This window comes from Methylocystis rosea SV97, assembly GCF_000372845.1.
Lineage (GTDB): Bacteria > Pseudomonadota > Alphaproteobacteria > Rhizobiales > Beijerinckiaceae > Methylocystis > Methylocystis rosea.
The window spans coordinates 41501-56462 of sequence record NZ_KB889964.1 but is presented as its reverse complement, the minus strand read 5'-3'; the positions used below and the strand labels follow the sequence as shown (position 1 = coordinate 56462).

Sequence of the window (14962 nt, the reverse complement as noted above, 5' to 3'; positions counted from 1 at the left end):
TCAATTATAGTTTGACGCCTATCTTTGGAGTGTGGAACCGACATTTTGCCACACAAAACCATATTGGCTCTACGCCTGAAAGAACTTCGGACGCTCACATCGCCAAACAATCAGCAGTAGGAAACTAGTCAGATAAGGGAGAGAAACAAATGGTCAGCAAGAACGATTTTTCGCCGGTCGAATGGAAGAAGCTCGTGCAGGCGCCGCTGCTCGCCGGCTTCGCTGTGACCGCTGCCGATCCATCGAGCTTCGTCGGGACGCTGCAGGAATCTTTCGCCAACGCCAAGCAATTGGCCGAAGCCAAGACCGGCGCGAGCGGCGAGCTCGTGAAGGCGATCGCCGAGGAAATTCTTACGCCCTCTGGCCGCACCGACGCGCGCGAAGGGATCCGCAGCATCGTGCAGGGCGCTAAGCTCGACGAGATCAAGGGCAGAGCGCTGGAGGCGCTGAAGGAGACGGCGGCGCTTGTCAACCAGAAGGCGCCTGGCGAAGCCAAGGCTTTCAATGGCTGGTTGGCGCAGATTTCCAAAACCGTGGCTGAGGCCGGCACCGAAGGCGGCTTTCTCGGCTTTGGCGGTGTGAAGGTAAGCGACGCCGAGAAGGCCACGCTCGGCGAGATCTCGAAGATCCTGGGCACGTAAGCACGCTGCGCGAAGGGGTCATCGAGTCCATCAGATCTCGATGGCCGCATCCCGCTTTCACGATGGCATGCCGGTCATCCTCGATTGGCGTGATGCGCGTCTGGATGACGGGCGACGATGACCCCGTCGCACTGTTGCGCACCCCCGCCGAGGACGTATTGCAGGAATGGATTGTCTCCCGCGGGTGGATCGCTCCGACTTCGGCGACGATGATGCGACATTGATCGAGCCGGTCGCCGTGTATCAGGTTGAAAAATGCCTCGAAGAGGCCCGGCGACAGGTGGGTCCCGCTAGCAGACTTCTTCGAAGATAGCCGCCCAACCGTTCGAAGAGATACGGTGATGGGGCGCTGATCCTTACCGCGGAAGCTCGAAAGCTGTCACCTAATCACCGGCGTGGCCGCAGTGATCTCCTCGGTGATCACCCTGAAGCTCGCGAGCGCGCACGGGCCAAATGAGGTCACCATCGCGACGTCGGTCGCATCTCGTCCTAGCGCAATCAGGATGCGCCCGATTCGCGGCGTGTTGTGGCGGGCGTCGAACGTGTGCCAGGGGCCGCCGAGATAGACTTCGAACCAGGCGCTGAAATCCATCGCCGCATCGTCCGGCGGCACCCCGGTGTCCCCAAGATAGCCGGTGCAGTAACGCGCCGGAATGTTCATGCAGCGACGTAGTGCGACCGCGAGATGGGCAAAGTCGCGGCACACGCCGCGTTGCTTTGTATTCGCGTCCCACGCTGTTCTTGTCGGGCTCGCATGCTGGTATCGAACGCGAGGCGATCGTGGACATAGTCACAGATCGCCCGCGCCAGCGGCCAACCCCTCGGAACCTGACCGAAAAGCGCCCATGCCAAATCCGAGACGCGATCGGTCTCGCAGTAGCGGCTGCCGAGCAGATAGATCAGAACCTCCACCGGCAGGTTTTCGAGCGCATGCTGCTCGGCCTCCGCGGCGATTGGATCGGGCCTCCCGTCGTCCTGAATAAGAAAATCTGAGGACATTGTGAGCCGGCCCGCAGGGGCGCGGATGACATGGCAGAAATTTCCGAAACTGTCGTGATAGGTGTTGGTGGGGACGGGCGGATCGAAGCGCATACGATCTACGGTCAGCACATCAGCGATGCGTGATCAATGGACACTCAGCGTCAGAATAATCATGGGAGTCGGCTGCGGGCAGTTATAGGAGATTTCGTAGCCGGCGCCCATCTTGATGGGGAACGCCTCCTCTGCCCGAGCAAGCGGAGCCGTCGCAATCGTCGCGGGCGGGCATCATATTCCCCCGCAAAAAAAGCCCGGCCATTTCTGACCGGGCAAGAATGGGTGATTGCCGGTCAGGAAAGCCGGCGGAGGGACGAAAATGAGTGTTGCCGCAAACCAAGACGCTGAGAAGGCTAGGCCGCGTCGCGCAGCTGTTTGATAAGGTCGTGATTTTCCCGCACGCCCTGATATTGCCGCTTAACAATCGTCGCGACGTCAGCAGGCAAATCCTCCTTCAGGGCTTTCTCATACGCCGCTTTAGCGGCGTCTTCGCCACGCTCGCATTCCGACAGAACCGCCGCTTCGTCCCCGCCCGTAATGGCCGCTTTCAAGTTGGTCCATGCGCGATGCATCGCGCCCGAAACGGACCCAGCGTCACTTGGCATGCCGCCGAGCCTAACGATTTCGTCGTCAAGTTCGCGCGCTCCCAAAGCGCAACGCGCTGCAGCGCGCTGAAATGTGTTTTTCAAACTCTCATCTTTAACGCCCTCAGCTGCGGCGACAAAACCCTTCTCGCCGTCGCGACTCACCTCTGCCAAGTTCTTGAGCGTAGTCAGTGCTTGCGAGCCCATTCTTTCCTCCGTGATATGTTTGTGATTGTAACTCCTCAACTCGCCGGCCGGCGAAATGTTCCGAGCTGATTTGATACGACTCGCGATTACATAAAAGAACGCCGAGTCCGAAAGAAGACCGCGCTCGGTCCGACTTGTCGGCTGCGCCAGTCATTGCAACACCCGCTCCCATGAAGTCGTGTGGAAGCTCGTGGTCAGGTTCGTCGTCACTGTCCGGATCGCCTTCGTTATCGTCCTCGCGTTCGTCATCGTCCTCACGGTCATTGTCATAGCCGCGCTTCGCCGTTTCAGGATGGCCGCTTTGGCAAAAATGTGGTCAGGGACAATTCGATCAGTGGATGATTGCATGGCGCGAATGGGTTGAGCATCTGATCAACGGCGGCGCCGTCGAGTCATTCTTTGGGGGTATGGGACGAAAAGGCAATTGGCGAGCGACCTGCCGGCTATTGTATCGGTGGAGCGGCTCGACGCAAACGTTCGGATGGAGGCGGATTTTGGCAGTCTCCCGCCCCACAGCTTCCCTCCGGCGATCGCCGATCTTCATTGAAAGCGTCCGACTGGCGGGTTCATCGGCGTAAGAGGGTGTGGGCCGCAATCGGGCGATTAGTTCTCAATCAAAGAGATGGCGGAGTCGGTCCGCCGCTATGGATAGGTAATAGCGCGCGGCCGGCGCCGTGTTAAAGGGAAGCGCCGAAAGAGCAGTTACGGGGAAGGGCAGATCCCGTGCAGGCTCTCCCAGCGCGCGGCGCGCCAGTAGAGCGCCAAGCGCTGTGCCTGCGGCAATGCCGCGACCGTTGTAACCGAGAGCCGCGACGATGCCGGGCTGAGGCTCGTGGAGGTGGGGCAGCAGGTCGGCGGTCATCGCCCCGCGACCGTACCAGTGATAATCGAACGGGATATTGGCGATTTGTGGAAACATGCGCCGCGTAGAGCGTTCAAGTATCTGAAAGCTCAAAGCACGGGCGTTACGCGGCGGCGTCAACCACCCCGGACCGCCGATGACCAAACGGTTGTCCGGCTCGACTCGGAAGTAGCGCACGCTCAGGATGTGATTGTCGGCGCATGACTGGCCCTGTGGCAGAATGGTCGCGCGCACCCTGTCAGGTAGCGGCGCAGTGGCGATTTGCACGCCATGAACGCGCAAAACGGATCGCCGCAGTCGGGAAACAAGGCCGTCCGTGAAGGCGTTGGTCGCGATCAAGACCACCGAGCCCATCAGGTGGCCGGCATTGGTCGTCACCCGCCATCGCCCACCTTCCCTTGTCAGCTTTTGAACGCGGATATTGCCATGAATCTTCGCGCCTGCCTCGATCGCGGCTTTGGCAAGTCCGCGCGTGTAGGCAAGGGGCTGAACCGTCCCATTTCGTCGATCCAGCCAGCCGCCGGCGTAGACCTGAGTTCCAACGAGCCGGGCTATTTGCGCGCGATCCAGCATCTCGACGGGAGCGCCGCGTTTGGCCCACATCAATGCGTCGCGTTGTAGGGCCCGAACGCCCCGAACTGACCGATTCGTCTGGATCCAGCCCTTCCGGACGGGATTACAGTCAATGCGATAGCGCTCGATCAGCTGGAACACGAGATCAGGCGCTTTTCCGACGAAGGACAGCATCCGCTCGCCCATCTCATCGCCAAAGGTCGCACTCAGGTCGTCAGGTGCGGCGTGGAGTCCTGCAATGACCTGTCCGCCTGCTTGACCGGAGGTGCCCCACCCTGGCGTTTCGGCCTCAAGGACCGATACGCTTTGACCGCCTTGCTCCGCAATGTGCAATGCCGCGGAAAGCCCCGTGATGCCGCCGCCGACGACGATCACGTCCGCAGATGATCCCGGCTCGAATGGGTGAAGCTCGGGACCAATCGGCGCTGTCTCTGACCAGAGCGAGCAGAGTGAGTTCATTGGTCTCACAGACCTGGATCGCGGAACATCAGCTTGCACAACCTTATCCTGAATTGAGGTGGGACGCCCACTCGTCGGTGCGATAAATGCCCGGCTGAACAACAAAAACGCTGTGCGGGATCGACGACCGCCATCCCAGTCTTGAACGCGGCATACTCGGCGTAGCGGTCGAAGGTCCGCGAGTTCTCTCCGTCGATTGGCCTCTTCGCCAGTGATGCCGCGATAGACTCTTAATCTTTCTGGTTCGGTTTCCCCGTCGGCCCAAGGATGCCCAATAATCACCGGCGTCACGGACGCGTAGACGCGCGAAGCGTCGTGTAACAACCGCACTCCTAGGGGTCGAAATCTAACGCTTGGTCCCCCCGTGCCTTGGAGGCGTATGCGATCGCCGTTGGAACGCTCTTTAGTCCCTGTGTGGACGTTTGGAGATAGTGCCGAGCTTCGAGGAACTTTCTTTGTCTGAGGCGCGTTGCCTCATTGTCCTGTATAGGCAAGGAAATTGATCATGAAACAGGCTGTTTCGACCTCTGTCACCAGACGAAGCGTGGTCGCAGCGCTTGCGCTGGCCGCAGCCCCGGTCGCTGTATCTATGGGGGCGGATAACGCGTACGCGCAGGCCAAGCAATCCACGCCTGAGAAAAGTTTGTATGAGCGGCTGGGCGGCGTCTTCGCCATCGCGGCTGTGGTGGATCACTTCAGCGACGCCGTCGTGAAGAATCCCATCGTCGGCCAGAAGTCCAAGAATCCGCAGCTGCGGGAATGGCACACCAAGAACCTCGGACGGCTGCCCGGACTCAAGTTCATGCGGACGCTGTGGGTTTGCAACGTGTCGGGTGGCCCCTACCAGTTCACGGCCACCAAGCCCGGCACGACACCGCTCGGTCTTGAGGAGGCCCACCGGGACCTCCGGATCTCCCCAGCAGAATTTGATGAGGTCGCAGCGGAACTCGGACGGACCCTCGACTTCTTCAAGGTCCCGAAGAAGGAGAAGGGCGAAGTCCTGGCAGCCTTCGCCGCCCACAAAGACGAGGTCACCGCGGGCTACGGTAGTGGTCGCTAAGCGCACAGCGAAAAATGTCACAAAGGCTGAGAGCTCACTTCCCTGATCCTTAAATAATTCCCCCACCTCAAGACGCGTGACCATAAACTGTCGCCCTTGTCGAGCTGCGACCTGACAAGCTCGATCCGGATCCACGCAGCTTCGTAATGTCCGCATCTACCGCGATCTTAACCGGGATTCCTCAAATGGACGCCGAACCATCATGAGCGGTAAGCATTTTTTGACCGGGTTGGAAGTCGCAGCTTGTTGCGCGAATAAGGTTAAAGCAAAGAAGTCCTAGCGGGTATTCAGCGGATACTGGTTGAAGCAAATCAGAAGTCAGCGGGTATAAGGTCGTATGACCCTTTCTTACCGCGCCCGTAGCCTTTTATCGCGGCTGCGTGAATCAGGTCGCGGTTTAAATCGAAGGCTCTGAGAAACCCAGCCTGATCGATCCGACTATCCGGCTGAATTCTTATCAATGCGTCTTCGCCCACAAAAAACGAAGCTTCCATTGCGCTGTCATAGCCCCAAAATCGAATGGCACGCCGTGTCGTATCATAGAAACGGCTTTGATTTGGAAATGTAAGCGCCATGGCTAGGTCCTCCGCTGCGGCAATACGTCCATGCCTATTGCGAATGGGCGTTGCCTCGCATTTGAAATGGCCGAGGTCGCCATCCAAAAAAATCCGCTTTCCGACCTCCCGCGGTTGAGCGCGGAACTGCGTCCGTCACCGACCGGCGACGAACCGAGGATCGAAATACTTCTTCGGACCTCGGCGGGCGAACTTTTACGCGTTGACGTAGGCGGTGATCGCCAGTGTGATAGCGGCGGCGGTGGCGAAGATCGAGAGAATAGCGGTGAGCGCGTTCATGTACATTTTCCTTCATATGAGCGGACGAACTTTCCACGTTCTGTCTCGCACGCTGATTAACCGATGATCATGCAGACTCGCGTGAGAACGGTGGCCCTTCAACAGGCCATCGACATCGCGTTAAGCTTGCCCGCTTCGGTTCCGTATTTGGCCACGATGTGGATTACGAAGTCGTCTCTGCATTAAAGCGCCGACAGGCCGGAATGGGAGAGCCGCGAAAGCCACGTCCATCCGCGTTATTTTGCCAGAGTGCTGATCAAATCGACTTCCCGACAAGCGCTCTCGCGCGAAGACAGAACCTGTCTCCTCCTCCCGCCGCTGGTACATCCCCGGTCGCGATCAGCGTCACTACCTCAAACTGGCACAGCACAATTGCAAATTGGTTCGGCCGAAACTTGATATATTATACTTAGGCAGTCATCGATAGAATACAAGGATCATACGCGAAAACGTATCCCTCCGGCGTGGGCCGCCTATTAAATTCTGAGTAGGAACGTAATGCTGCGCAGCTAAGTCCGACCCGACATAAATTTTCGAACGACGCTCGCGCTTTTTCATTGCGCTCGCAAAAGAGGCATCGTCGAGCTTCCGCCACAAGGCGATCCATGAGGAATTGCGCTTGGAGACGAAAGTGGGAGTGGGGCTAGCCCTGAGTCCATCAAGGCACTAACAGGCCGAAGGGGAGGGTTAGCCTCAAGAGGGCATTGTCATGTTTGGATCGCGCCCGCTGATTAAGGGTTATTTTGCTGTGGCGCGATGATCGCGGGTGCGTTGACGGAAACGCAGAGCTACGTCCCGTCCTTCGGCAATCCCGACGCACCCGCCGGCAGATCGGCTTATAACTTCAGGGGTGGGGACAGGGCGCGTGAACGAGCCTCCAAAGGGTGCCTGCAATGCCTGATGCTTTATCGCCTGATCTGTTGAAAAAAATGGACGCATATTGGCGTGCCGCAAATTACCTCACGGTGGGGCAGATTTATCTGCAGGACAATCCACTGCTCGAAACCCCTCTCAAGCTCGAACACATCAAACCTCGTCTACTTGGGCACTGGGGCACCACCCCCGGGCTCAATTTCATTTATGTACACCTGAACCGGCTGATCAAAAAACATGATCTGAACATGATTTATGTCATCGGCCCCGGCCATGGTGGTCCGGGTCTGGTAGCGCATAGCTATCTCGAAGGGTCCTACACAGAGCGCTTTCCGAATATTGAGCGTAGCCGAAACGGCTTGCAACGGCTGTTCGGCAGTTCTCCTGGCCTTATGGCATCCCGAGCCATGTCGCCCCGGAAATACCCGGATCGATCCATGAAGGGGGCGGGGTTATTGCCTGGTCCATGCATATGGCGCGGCATTCGACAATCCCGATCTGGTCGTGGCCTGCATGATCGGAGACGGTGAAGCGGAGACCGGCGCGCTTGCCGCGAGTTGGCACTCCAACAAGTTTTTGAATCCTGCGCGTGACGGTGCGGTTCTTCCTATCCTTCATCTCAATGGGTTCAAGATCGCCAATCCTACTGTGCTCGCTCGTATCAGCCACCAGGAATTGACCGACCTGATCCGCGGATACGGCTATGAACCATATTTCGTGGAAGGCGACGTCCCGGACGTGGTGCATCAATGTCTAGCCGGCACGCTTGATAAGGTCCTAATGGAGATTCACAAGATCCAGAGTGTGGGGCGTTCCTCTCCAAACACTGTGGAGCGGCCATGTTGGCCCATGGTCGTATTCCGCACCCCAAAAGGTTGGACCGGGCCAAAGTTCGTGGACGGCAAGCCGGTGGAGGGAACATGGCGCGCCCATCAAGTGCCGCTCGCGGACTTCAATAATCTCGAGCATATCAGGCAGCTCGAAGATTGGATGAACAGCTACAGACCGCATGAATTGTTCGACGAGAACGGCAGATTCCGCGACGAATTTGCCGCGCTTGCGCCGACTGGCCACCATCGTATGGGGATGAATCCACACGCCAATGGCGGGGAGCTTCTGACGCCCCTGGCGATGCCCAATTTCCACGATTACGCTCTGCGCGTTTCAGCGCCGGGTAGCGTCGAAGCTGAGTCCACCCGCGTGCTCGGAATGTTTTTGCGGGACGTGATGAAGCTGAACCTCGCCAACCAGAATTTCCGTCTATTCGGTCCTGATGAAACCGCCTCGAATGGTCTCGATGCGGTCTATGAGGCCAGCGGAAAGGCGTGGATGGCCCGCCTTGAAGATGTTGACGTCGACCTCAGCATCAATGGCCGCGTCATGGAAGTCCTGAGTGAGCACCTCTGCCAAGGCTGGCTCGAAGGCTACTTGCTCACCGGCCGCCACGGGCTTTTTTCGTGCTACGAGGCATTCATCCATGTCATCGACTCAATGTTCAACCAGCATGCGAAATGGCTGAAGACGACCAATGCAATCCCGTGGCGGAAGCCAATCGCATCCCTGAATTATTTGCTCACGTCGCATGTCTGGCGGCAGGATCACAACGGCTTCTCCCACCAAGATCCGGGTTTCATCGATCATGTCGCGAGCAAAAAGTCCGACGTCGTGCGCATCTATCTACCGCCCGACGCGAACTGCCTGCTCTCGGTTGTCGATCACTGTCTTCGCAGCCGGAACTACGTCAACTTGATCATTGCCGGTAAACAGCCCGAGTGGCCAGTCCGACTGTGAATCCGCCGTTCGCCATTGCACGGCGGGGGCCGGCATTTGGCGCTGGGCGAGTAACGATGCGGATGACCCCGACGTGGTCATGGCCTGCGCGGGTGATGTTCCCACGCTCGAAACTCTCGCAGCCGTAACCCTCTTGCGGAACTACGTTCCAGACATTCGAATCCGCGTCGTGAACGTGGTCGACCTCATGACTTTGGAGTCACAGACGGAACACCCGCATGGGTTGGTGGATGAGGATTTCGACGCGCTGTTCACGCGCGACAAGCCGGTGATCTTTGCCTTTCATGGCTATCCGCCCATAATTCACTCGCTAACATATCGCCGGCACAACCATGACAATTTTCATGTGCGTGGGTATAAGGAGGAAGGCGCCACGACAACTCCCTTCGACATGGTCGTATTGAATAACCTCGACCGTTACCAGCTTGCGCTCGACGCCATCAGCCGGATCCCAAGGCTCCGCCGCGAAAGACAGACAGCGACAGACCGTTACTGGAGCACGATGGAGCGTCACAAGCTTTACGTCGCCGAACATGGCGAGGATATGCCCGAGGTGAAAAACTGGCGATGGACCTCATAAGCCGCATTTCTGGACGGCCTTGATAAGGGTCCTATGCCATCGTCGAGTGTCTCAATATGTGGGAGTGCCCAACGGTGAAAGCAAAGCAGCTAGACCCTAACAAGCTGCGGATCCCAAAGCCTGCGCACCCCGTGAATCGACGTGAGCCGCTTCCCGGGGAGTGCCCGAAGCCCTCGGAAGAAGATCCGCACGCTCCCGCGCGCGTCCAAGCAATTTTCGAAAGCCCCAGTTATCGCCGGGCCGACGCCGACCTCGATTTCTTGGCGCGGGACAGTATGCGGGGCGTCCGGCTACAGATCGACTATTTCAAGCCCGAGCTGCTGTTTGAAGAGCACCACATTCACCACACGATCGTGATTTTCGGAAGTACGCGGATATGCGAACCCGCTGCCGCGCAATGTAAAGTGGATGCGTTAAAGGCAGCCTTGGCGGCGGATATCGGCAACGAGGACTTGGCGCGACGCCTGTCGATTGCCGAGCGAATCCTCGCCAAGAGCCAATATTACGAAGTTGCCCGCGAACTCGGCCGTCGCGTGAGCGCGACTCACCAAGCTCCCAATCGGCAGCTGAGAGTCGTCGTGACCGGCGGCGGACCCGGAATCATGGAGGCCGCCAATCGTGGCGCCTTCGACGTCGGAGCCAAATCAGTCGGCCTCAACATCAGCCTCCCACATGAGCAATATCCAAACCCCTACATCACGCCCGATCTTTGCTTCAACTTTCATTATTTCGCTATGCGCAAGCTCCATTTCCTCTTGCGTGCAAAGGCGCTGGTCGCCTTTCCCGGGGGGTATGGCACCCCCGACGAACTGTTCGAGGTGCTGACGCTCGTACAAACACGCAAGATCAAGCCTATTCCGGTCGTCTTGGTGGGCGAAAGCTACTGGCGCCAAGCTGTGAATCTGGATTTCCTGGTCGACGAAGGCGTCATAGATCAGGAAGATCGCGAATTATTCTGGTTTGCTGAAGCAGCCGACGAGATCTGGAATGGCATATTGCATTGGCACGATGTCAGCGGTGAGCCGTTGCACGTGCGTGAAAGAAACAGCTCATCACAGAGCTAAGGAGCCTCCCATGAGATTATCATTCCATGGCGCCGACCGCGGCGTCACCGGCTCGTGTCACATGGTCGAGTGTGCCGGCAAGCGTATCCTGATCGACTGCGGACTTTACCAAGGCGGCCGTGAACTGGACGAGGAGAATTCGCAACCGTTCGGTTTCGATCCTACCAGCATCGACTATGTCTTGCTGACCCATGCCCATCTTGATCATTGCGGCCGGCTGCCGCTGCTGCACAAAAAAGGATTTCACGGTGAGATCATCACGACGGCGCCGTCGCGGGAGTTGGCACGCTTGGTGCTCCTCGATGCAGCTCATCTGCAGGAAGAAGATGCGCGTTACCGAGCACGTATTGCCGCGCGACGCGGTTCAACGGATCAGCGCATAGCGCCGCTCTATTCGGTCCTCGATGCTTTGAACTCTTTCGAGCATTTCGGACGGACGGCGGTTTACGATGAGCAGATCGAAGTCGCTGCTGACGTGCGCGGCACGTTCATCAACGCTGGCCACATCCTTGGTTCGGCCAGCATTTATCTGCAGCTGACAGAAGGTTCGCAACAATCCACCGTGCTATTCTCCGGGGACCTTGGCAATTATGGCGGCCCTTTGCTGTGCGATCCTACGAAGCCACCAACCGTAGCCAACGTGGTGATGGAAACCACATATGGCGACCGGTTGCACAAGCCCTTGGGACCGTCCGTCGAGGAATTTTATGACGCCGTGACGGATACCTTCAGGCGCGGTGGAAATGTCGTCGTCCCTACCTTCGCATTGGAACGAGCGCAGGAACTGCTTTATTTCATTAGCCAGGGCATCAGCCATGGTCGACTGATGAAATCGACGCAGGTTTTTGTCGACTCTCCCATGGCGATCTCCGCTACAGAAATCATGCAGCGTCATTTGGAGGGCTTGCAGCCGGAAATCGCGACGCTCATTCGAGAGGGGCATGATCCGTTTCATTTTGCCGGATTGCACTTCACACGCGAAAGCGCCGAGTCCGTCGCGCTGAACAAGATCCAAACTGGCGCCATAATCATGGCCGGTTCGGGCATGTGTACCGGTGGCCGCGTGCGGCAGCATCTCAAGCACAACCTGTGGCGTCCGGAATCGAGCATCGTTTTTGTGGGATATGCCGCGAACGGCACTCTGGCGCGCCGCATCATCGATGGAGCGAAGGAGATTAACCTTTTTGGCGAGAAAATCGCTGTGCGAGCTCGCATCTATACGATCAACGGTTTCTCGGCCCATGCGGATCAGGCTGAGTTGTTGGCTTGGCAAAAGCAAACGGGTGCGAAGCGGACGTTCCTCGTTCACGGCGAAGAAGAATCGATGCGAAGCTTCGCAACACATCTCGGCAACACCCAAATCGATCTGCCGGAACCAAATCAAGTGTTCGAGTTGTAGGCGGCGTCTGCCCGCATGCCGGGACGGCGGTATGCGTTTGTCCGGCTTTGTCAAGTTGTTGAAAATTAAATACGGCTTCGTCGGAATCCGCAGCTGAAATCACCCAGCAGTGACGACTTCGCGCCAAGTCTGCATGGCTGATCCTCGAAAAGCTCGGTGCGTTCTTGCTGGAATGAGATGGCGCTGAACGTTGAAGGTATTGTGGGCGGCTGCATGGACATTGGAAAACGACAACCTTCGTCGCCGGTCTGCGCCGCACGGGCTTAACGGCGCCGATGGTCCTCGACGGACCGATCAACGGCCTCTGGTTCCAGGCCTATGTCGATCAGGTCCTCGTTCCCACGCTCGCGCCGGGCGGCATCGTTATTATGGACAATCTCGGCAGCCACAAAGGCGCCGGCGTGCGCAAGGCAATCGAGACGGCCGGCGCGACGTTGCTTTATCTCCCGCCTTACAGTCCGGACTTTAATCCGATCGAGATGGCCTTCTCGAAACTCAAGGTGTCAATCGGTTCGCAAAATTGACCCCATATCGGCGTCCAAAATTGACCCCTTGTTGCGCGCGTCGTGACGGGAAGGAGGGCGTAGCCCGACTGGAGTTACGATGCGCGCGGCGGCGTGATCAGAGGCGGTTCTTGAAGCGCCAACTCTCGTTGCCGGTCTCGACGATGTCGCAGTGGTGGGTCAGCCGATCGAGCAGCGCGGTCGTCATTTTCGGATCGCCGAAGACGCTCGGCCATTCGCCGAAGGCGAGGTTGGTCGTGACGATGATCGAGGTGCGCTCGTAGAGCCGGCTTACCAGATGGAACAGCAATTGGCCGCCGGCCTGGGCGAAGGGCAGATAGCCGAGTTCGTCGAGGATGACGACGTCGAGGCGGGTCAGATAATCGGCGAGCCGTCCCTGCCGCCCGGCGCGGGCTTCCGCTTCAAGGCGATTGACCAGATCGACGGTAGTGTAGAAGCGCCCGCGCGCGCCGGCGCGAATGCAGCTTCGGGCGATGGCGATCGCGAGATGTGTTTTGCCCGTGCCGGTTCCGCCGACCAGCACGACGTTAGCTGCTGGGTGATGAAGGCGCCGTTAGCGAGGTCGCGCACCAGCCCTTCGTTGATCGGCGTGTCCTTGAAAGGCGAAGTCGTCGATCTCCTGTGGCCTGCACGCCGGCATCCGGCTGGGAGAAGGGTCAGGTTGAGAACCAGGTTGGTCTCGTTCGCGAGCGCTTCTCCTTGCCGATGAAGATCGTTTCCACCGCCGTTTTCATATTGTCATAGACGCCACGTGCGCAGGCGCCCTTGAAGAAGGCGAAGGCGCGCTCATGCGCGTCGAAAACCATCTCCTGCGTCTCGCGCGGATAGGCTCGGGCGATAAACATCCGGCTGTGACAGAGACGTAGATGAAGGTGGCCGTGTAGCTGCCGGCGGGCAAGGAGACGCCAAGAGAGAGCTAGATGCGGTGGACGTCGTCCTGATAGATGCGATAGACGCCCGACAACGTGACGTCGGCAAGGCTCGTCGTTCCAGGCAAACTCCTGCCGAGCGGCAAAATGCCGGACGCGCCCTTGAAGGTTAGCGCGTTGAGATTTTTCTCGATCATGCCGGCAGTGAGGATAACGGCGAAATCTTTCGTGACGCCGTAGCTCAGTCCGGCAATTTGCGTCGCGACCGCGATGTTTTGCGGAATAATGCGCACGGTTTGTCTGGGATTGAGAAAGAACGGCACTGTCGTGACGATATATTCGTTGGAGACCGTGCGGGTTCCCATTTTGATGCCCGACAGATTAGCGAACACCGGCGTAATGGAGAGAACGAGTTTGCCGGCGGCCGGCATATCGGCGCCGAACACCCCCATGGGCGCCGGCGGCGGAGCAGGAGGCGGAACTGGCGGCGCAGGCGCCGCGAGTGATGGCGGCGGCGCTTGAACTTGTATCGCAGTCGCCTCGGACGGCGCGTTCTTGCGGGGCGCGGCCGTCGCGTTCGTCGCAAGGAGCGCGGCCATGACAGCCATTGCTTCTACACCGCGCGAACGCGGCCGCTGGCGCATCGATCGCTGGGACTGTGCTCTCTTCATAGCCAACCTCATCTGCATCTCGCCTGCGCGCGCCCCAGAAACGAAAAAAGCCGCTGCCTGAACGCCTGCAAGGCAGACGTTCAGGACAGCGGCAATGCTGGGGGGCCCTTCTTTGGGCCGGGTGACGTCGCAAGCGACGCCCTCGCGCCATCGGATGCAATCGCGGCGCCACCTACAGCCAAGCTGTTGCACCGTTGCAGGCGAATAGTGACGAGGGCCCACGATTCTCTGGGGTTCCAGTCGAACGGCCCATGAGCGATTCGCTGAGGAATGCCTGCCGGACGGCCCCCGGTTGACATGAATGCGGCGCCGCACGCTGAAAAAATTCGCAATTTGCCTGAAAGGAGCGATATCTCCTGCGTATCTCTTTGGGCGCGTCCTTCGCGAGCGTCTCATTGCAGCGTTAAGCCCTTCCGTCTTTCGACATTTTTAACCCCGGTTGCGGTTTTCGAATTAGCACATCGCATGTCTCACCTAATCGTGGCGCACCCATACTTACGCAAATCCCCATCGCCATTACGGCCTGACGAGCCCGGTCTAATTGTGAGCGATCACCAGTTGGCCTGACAATCGGGGCGGGCGAATGTGGTCGGAACTGCGCCGTCTGAAAGACGGGATCGATTTCGGAACGCCGCCGAGTGACGGACCAAAGCGTTATAGTGCAGGCAGGGCAATGCCGGGCGGATGGGGGCGACTGCCGCTCTCGATCGCATTGTCGGCTGGTAGACATGTCGGCTGTCGTCGCTCGCTGGATATCGTCTTCGGTGAAATCGACAGATAATCCCGAACGCATCGCCTATGAAACGATCTGCGCTATCTACGTCGATAACTATGATGAGGCTGGTGAGGCGGCGCTAGCGCGTATCCATGAGCGAGGCCAGTTCGCGCTTGGCGCTGCTGATGGGTAGAGCCACGA

The 14962-nt window shown here is 58.5% G+C and carries 10 protein-coding genes and 5 pseudogenes; 8 read left to right on the top strand and 7 right to left on the bottom strand.

From position 1 onward, the window contains the following. Positions 1-149: 149 nt before the first annotated feature. Entirely contained in the window at positions 150-641 is a 492-nt protein-coding gene (locus A3OO_RS0119105; protein WP_018409459.1) for a hypothetical protein, read from the top strand. Positions 642-1020: 379 nt separating this feature from the next. On the opposite strand, the pseudogene A3OO_RS22210 reads toward A3OO_RS0119105, so the two are convergent. The 3 genes and pseudogenes from A3OO_RS22210 to A3OO_RS0119080 all read right to left on the bottom strand — a co-directional run bounded on the left by A3OO_RS22210 (position 1021) and on the right by A3OO_RS0119080 (position 4277). Beyond that, a pseudogene (locus A3OO_RS22210) lies at positions 1021-1733 on the bottom strand (transglutaminase-like domain-containing protein). A 296-nt stretch (positions 1734-2029) separates the two neighbouring features. Beyond that, positions 2030-2506, bottom strand: a complete 477-nt coding sequence (locus A3OO_RS0119090; protein WP_245257231.1) for a PA2169 family four-helix-bundle protein — start codon at positions 2504-2506, stop codon at positions 2030-2032. A 571-nt stretch (positions 2507-3077) separates the two neighbouring features. Further along, a complete protein-coding gene (locus tag A3OO_RS0119080; RefSeq protein ID WP_018409454.1) occupies positions 3078-4277 on the bottom strand; it encodes an NAD(P)/FAD-dependent oxidoreductase in 1200 nt (399 codons plus the stop codon). Positions 4278-4866: 589 nt separating this feature from the next. On the opposite strand from A3OO_RS0119080, the gene A3OO_RS0119075 reads away from it, so the two are divergent. Then, a complete protein-coding gene (locus tag A3OO_RS0119075) occupies positions 4867-5421 on the top strand; it encodes a group I truncated hemoglobin (RefSeq protein WP_040574122.1) in 555 nt (184 codons plus the stop codon). A 311-nt stretch (positions 5422-5732) separates the two neighbouring features. Here A3OO_RS0119075 and A3OO_RS0119070 read toward each other — a convergent pair whose 3' ends face one another. Beyond that, positions 5733-5996, bottom strand: a complete 264-nt coding sequence (locus A3OO_RS0119070; protein ID WP_026223150.1) for a DUF1488 family protein — start codon at positions 5994-5996, stop codon at positions 5733-5735. 1172 nt (positions 5997-7168) lie between these two features. Here A3OO_RS0119070 and A3OO_RS24625 point away from each other — a divergent pair. The 4 genes and pseudogenes from A3OO_RS24625 to A3OO_RS22200 all read left to right on the top strand — a co-directional run. Continuing rightward, positions 7169-9519: pseudogene (locus tag A3OO_RS24625) on the top strand (phosphoketolase family protein). Positions 9520-9593: 74 nt separating this feature from the next. Further along, complete coding sequence (locus A3OO_RS0119050; protein ID WP_245257229.1) at positions 9594-10583, top strand: LOG family protein; 990 nt, start codon at positions 9594-9596, stop codon at positions 10581-10583. Between the two features lie 10 nt (positions 10584-10593). Beyond that, a complete protein-coding gene (locus A3OO_RS0119045; RefSeq protein WP_026223149.1) occupies positions 10594-11982 on the top strand; it encodes an MBL fold metallo-hydrolase RNA specificity domain-containing protein in 1389 nt (462 codons plus the stop codon). Between the two features lie 212 nt (positions 11983-12194). Next, positions 12195-12482, top strand: a pseudogene (locus tag A3OO_RS22200) (transposase); the annotation flags it as partial. Between the two features lie 121 nt (positions 12483-12603). Here the strand turns inward: A3OO_RS22200 and istB are convergent. From istB to A3OO_RS22190, 3 genes and pseudogenes are all read right to left on the bottom strand, one after another. Beyond that, a pseudogene (gene istB / locus A3OO_RS22195) lies at positions 12604-13128 on the bottom strand (IS21-like element helper ATPase IstB); the annotation flags it as partial. A 55-nt stretch (positions 13129-13183) separates the two neighbouring features. Further along, positions 13184-13375: pseudogene (locus A3OO_RS22725) on the bottom strand (IS21 family transposase); the annotation flags it as partial. A 47-nt stretch (positions 13376-13422) separates the two neighbouring features. Then, entirely contained in the window at positions 13423-13974 is a 552-nt protein-coding gene (locus A3OO_RS22190; protein WP_245257228.1) for a hypothetical protein, read from the bottom strand. Here A3OO_RS22190 and A3OO_RS24620 point away from each other — a divergent pair. Further along, positions 13973-14107 carry a hypothetical protein gene (locus A3OO_RS24620; protein WP_280642664.1) on the top strand — a complete coding sequence of 45 codons (135 nt, stop codon included), beginning with the start codon at positions 13973-13975 and terminating at the stop codon, positions 14105-14107. The two genes, A3OO_RS22190 and A3OO_RS24620, sit on opposite strands and share 2 nt — an antisense overlap. 667 nt (positions 14108-14774) lie before the next feature. After that, on the top strand, positions 14775-14954 hold the full coding sequence (locus A3OO_RS0119025) for a hypothetical protein (protein WP_018409442.1): 180 nt from the start codon (positions 14775-14777) through the stop codon (positions 14952-14954). Positions 14955-14962: the final 8 nt, after the last annotated feature.

What these genes read in the sequence shown, in the direction of transcription:
- A3OO_RS0119105 (WP_018409459.1), top strand. Translation starts at nt 150, where the DNA reads ATGGTCAGCAAGAACGATTTTTCGCCGGTCGAATGGAAGAAGCTCGTG.
- A3OO_RS0119075 (WP_040574122.1), top strand. Translation starts at nt 4,867, where the DNA reads ATGAAACAGGCTGTTTCGACCTCTGTCACCAGACGAAGCGTGGTCGCA.
- A3OO_RS0119070 (WP_026223150.1), bottom strand. Translation starts at nt 5,996, where the DNA reads ATGGCGCTTACATTTCCAAATCAAAGCCGTTTCTATGATACGACACGG.
- A3OO_RS0119045 (WP_026223149.1), top strand. Translation starts at nt 10,594, where the DNA reads ATGAGATTATCATTCCATGGCGCCGACCGCGGCGTCACCGGCTCGTGT.
- A3OO_RS24620 (WP_280642664.1), top strand. Translation starts at nt 13,973, where the DNA reads ATGACAGCCATTGCTTCTACACCGCGCGAACGCGGCCGCTGGCGCATC.
- A3OO_RS22190 (WP_245257228.1), bottom strand. Translation starts at nt 13,974, where the DNA reads ATGGCCGCGCTCCTTGCGACGAACGCGACGGCCGCGCCCCGCAAGAAC.
- A3OO_RS0119025 (WP_018409442.1), top strand. Translation starts at nt 14,775, where the DNA reads ATGTCGGCTGTCGTCGCTCGCTGGATATCGTCTTCGGTGAAATCGACA.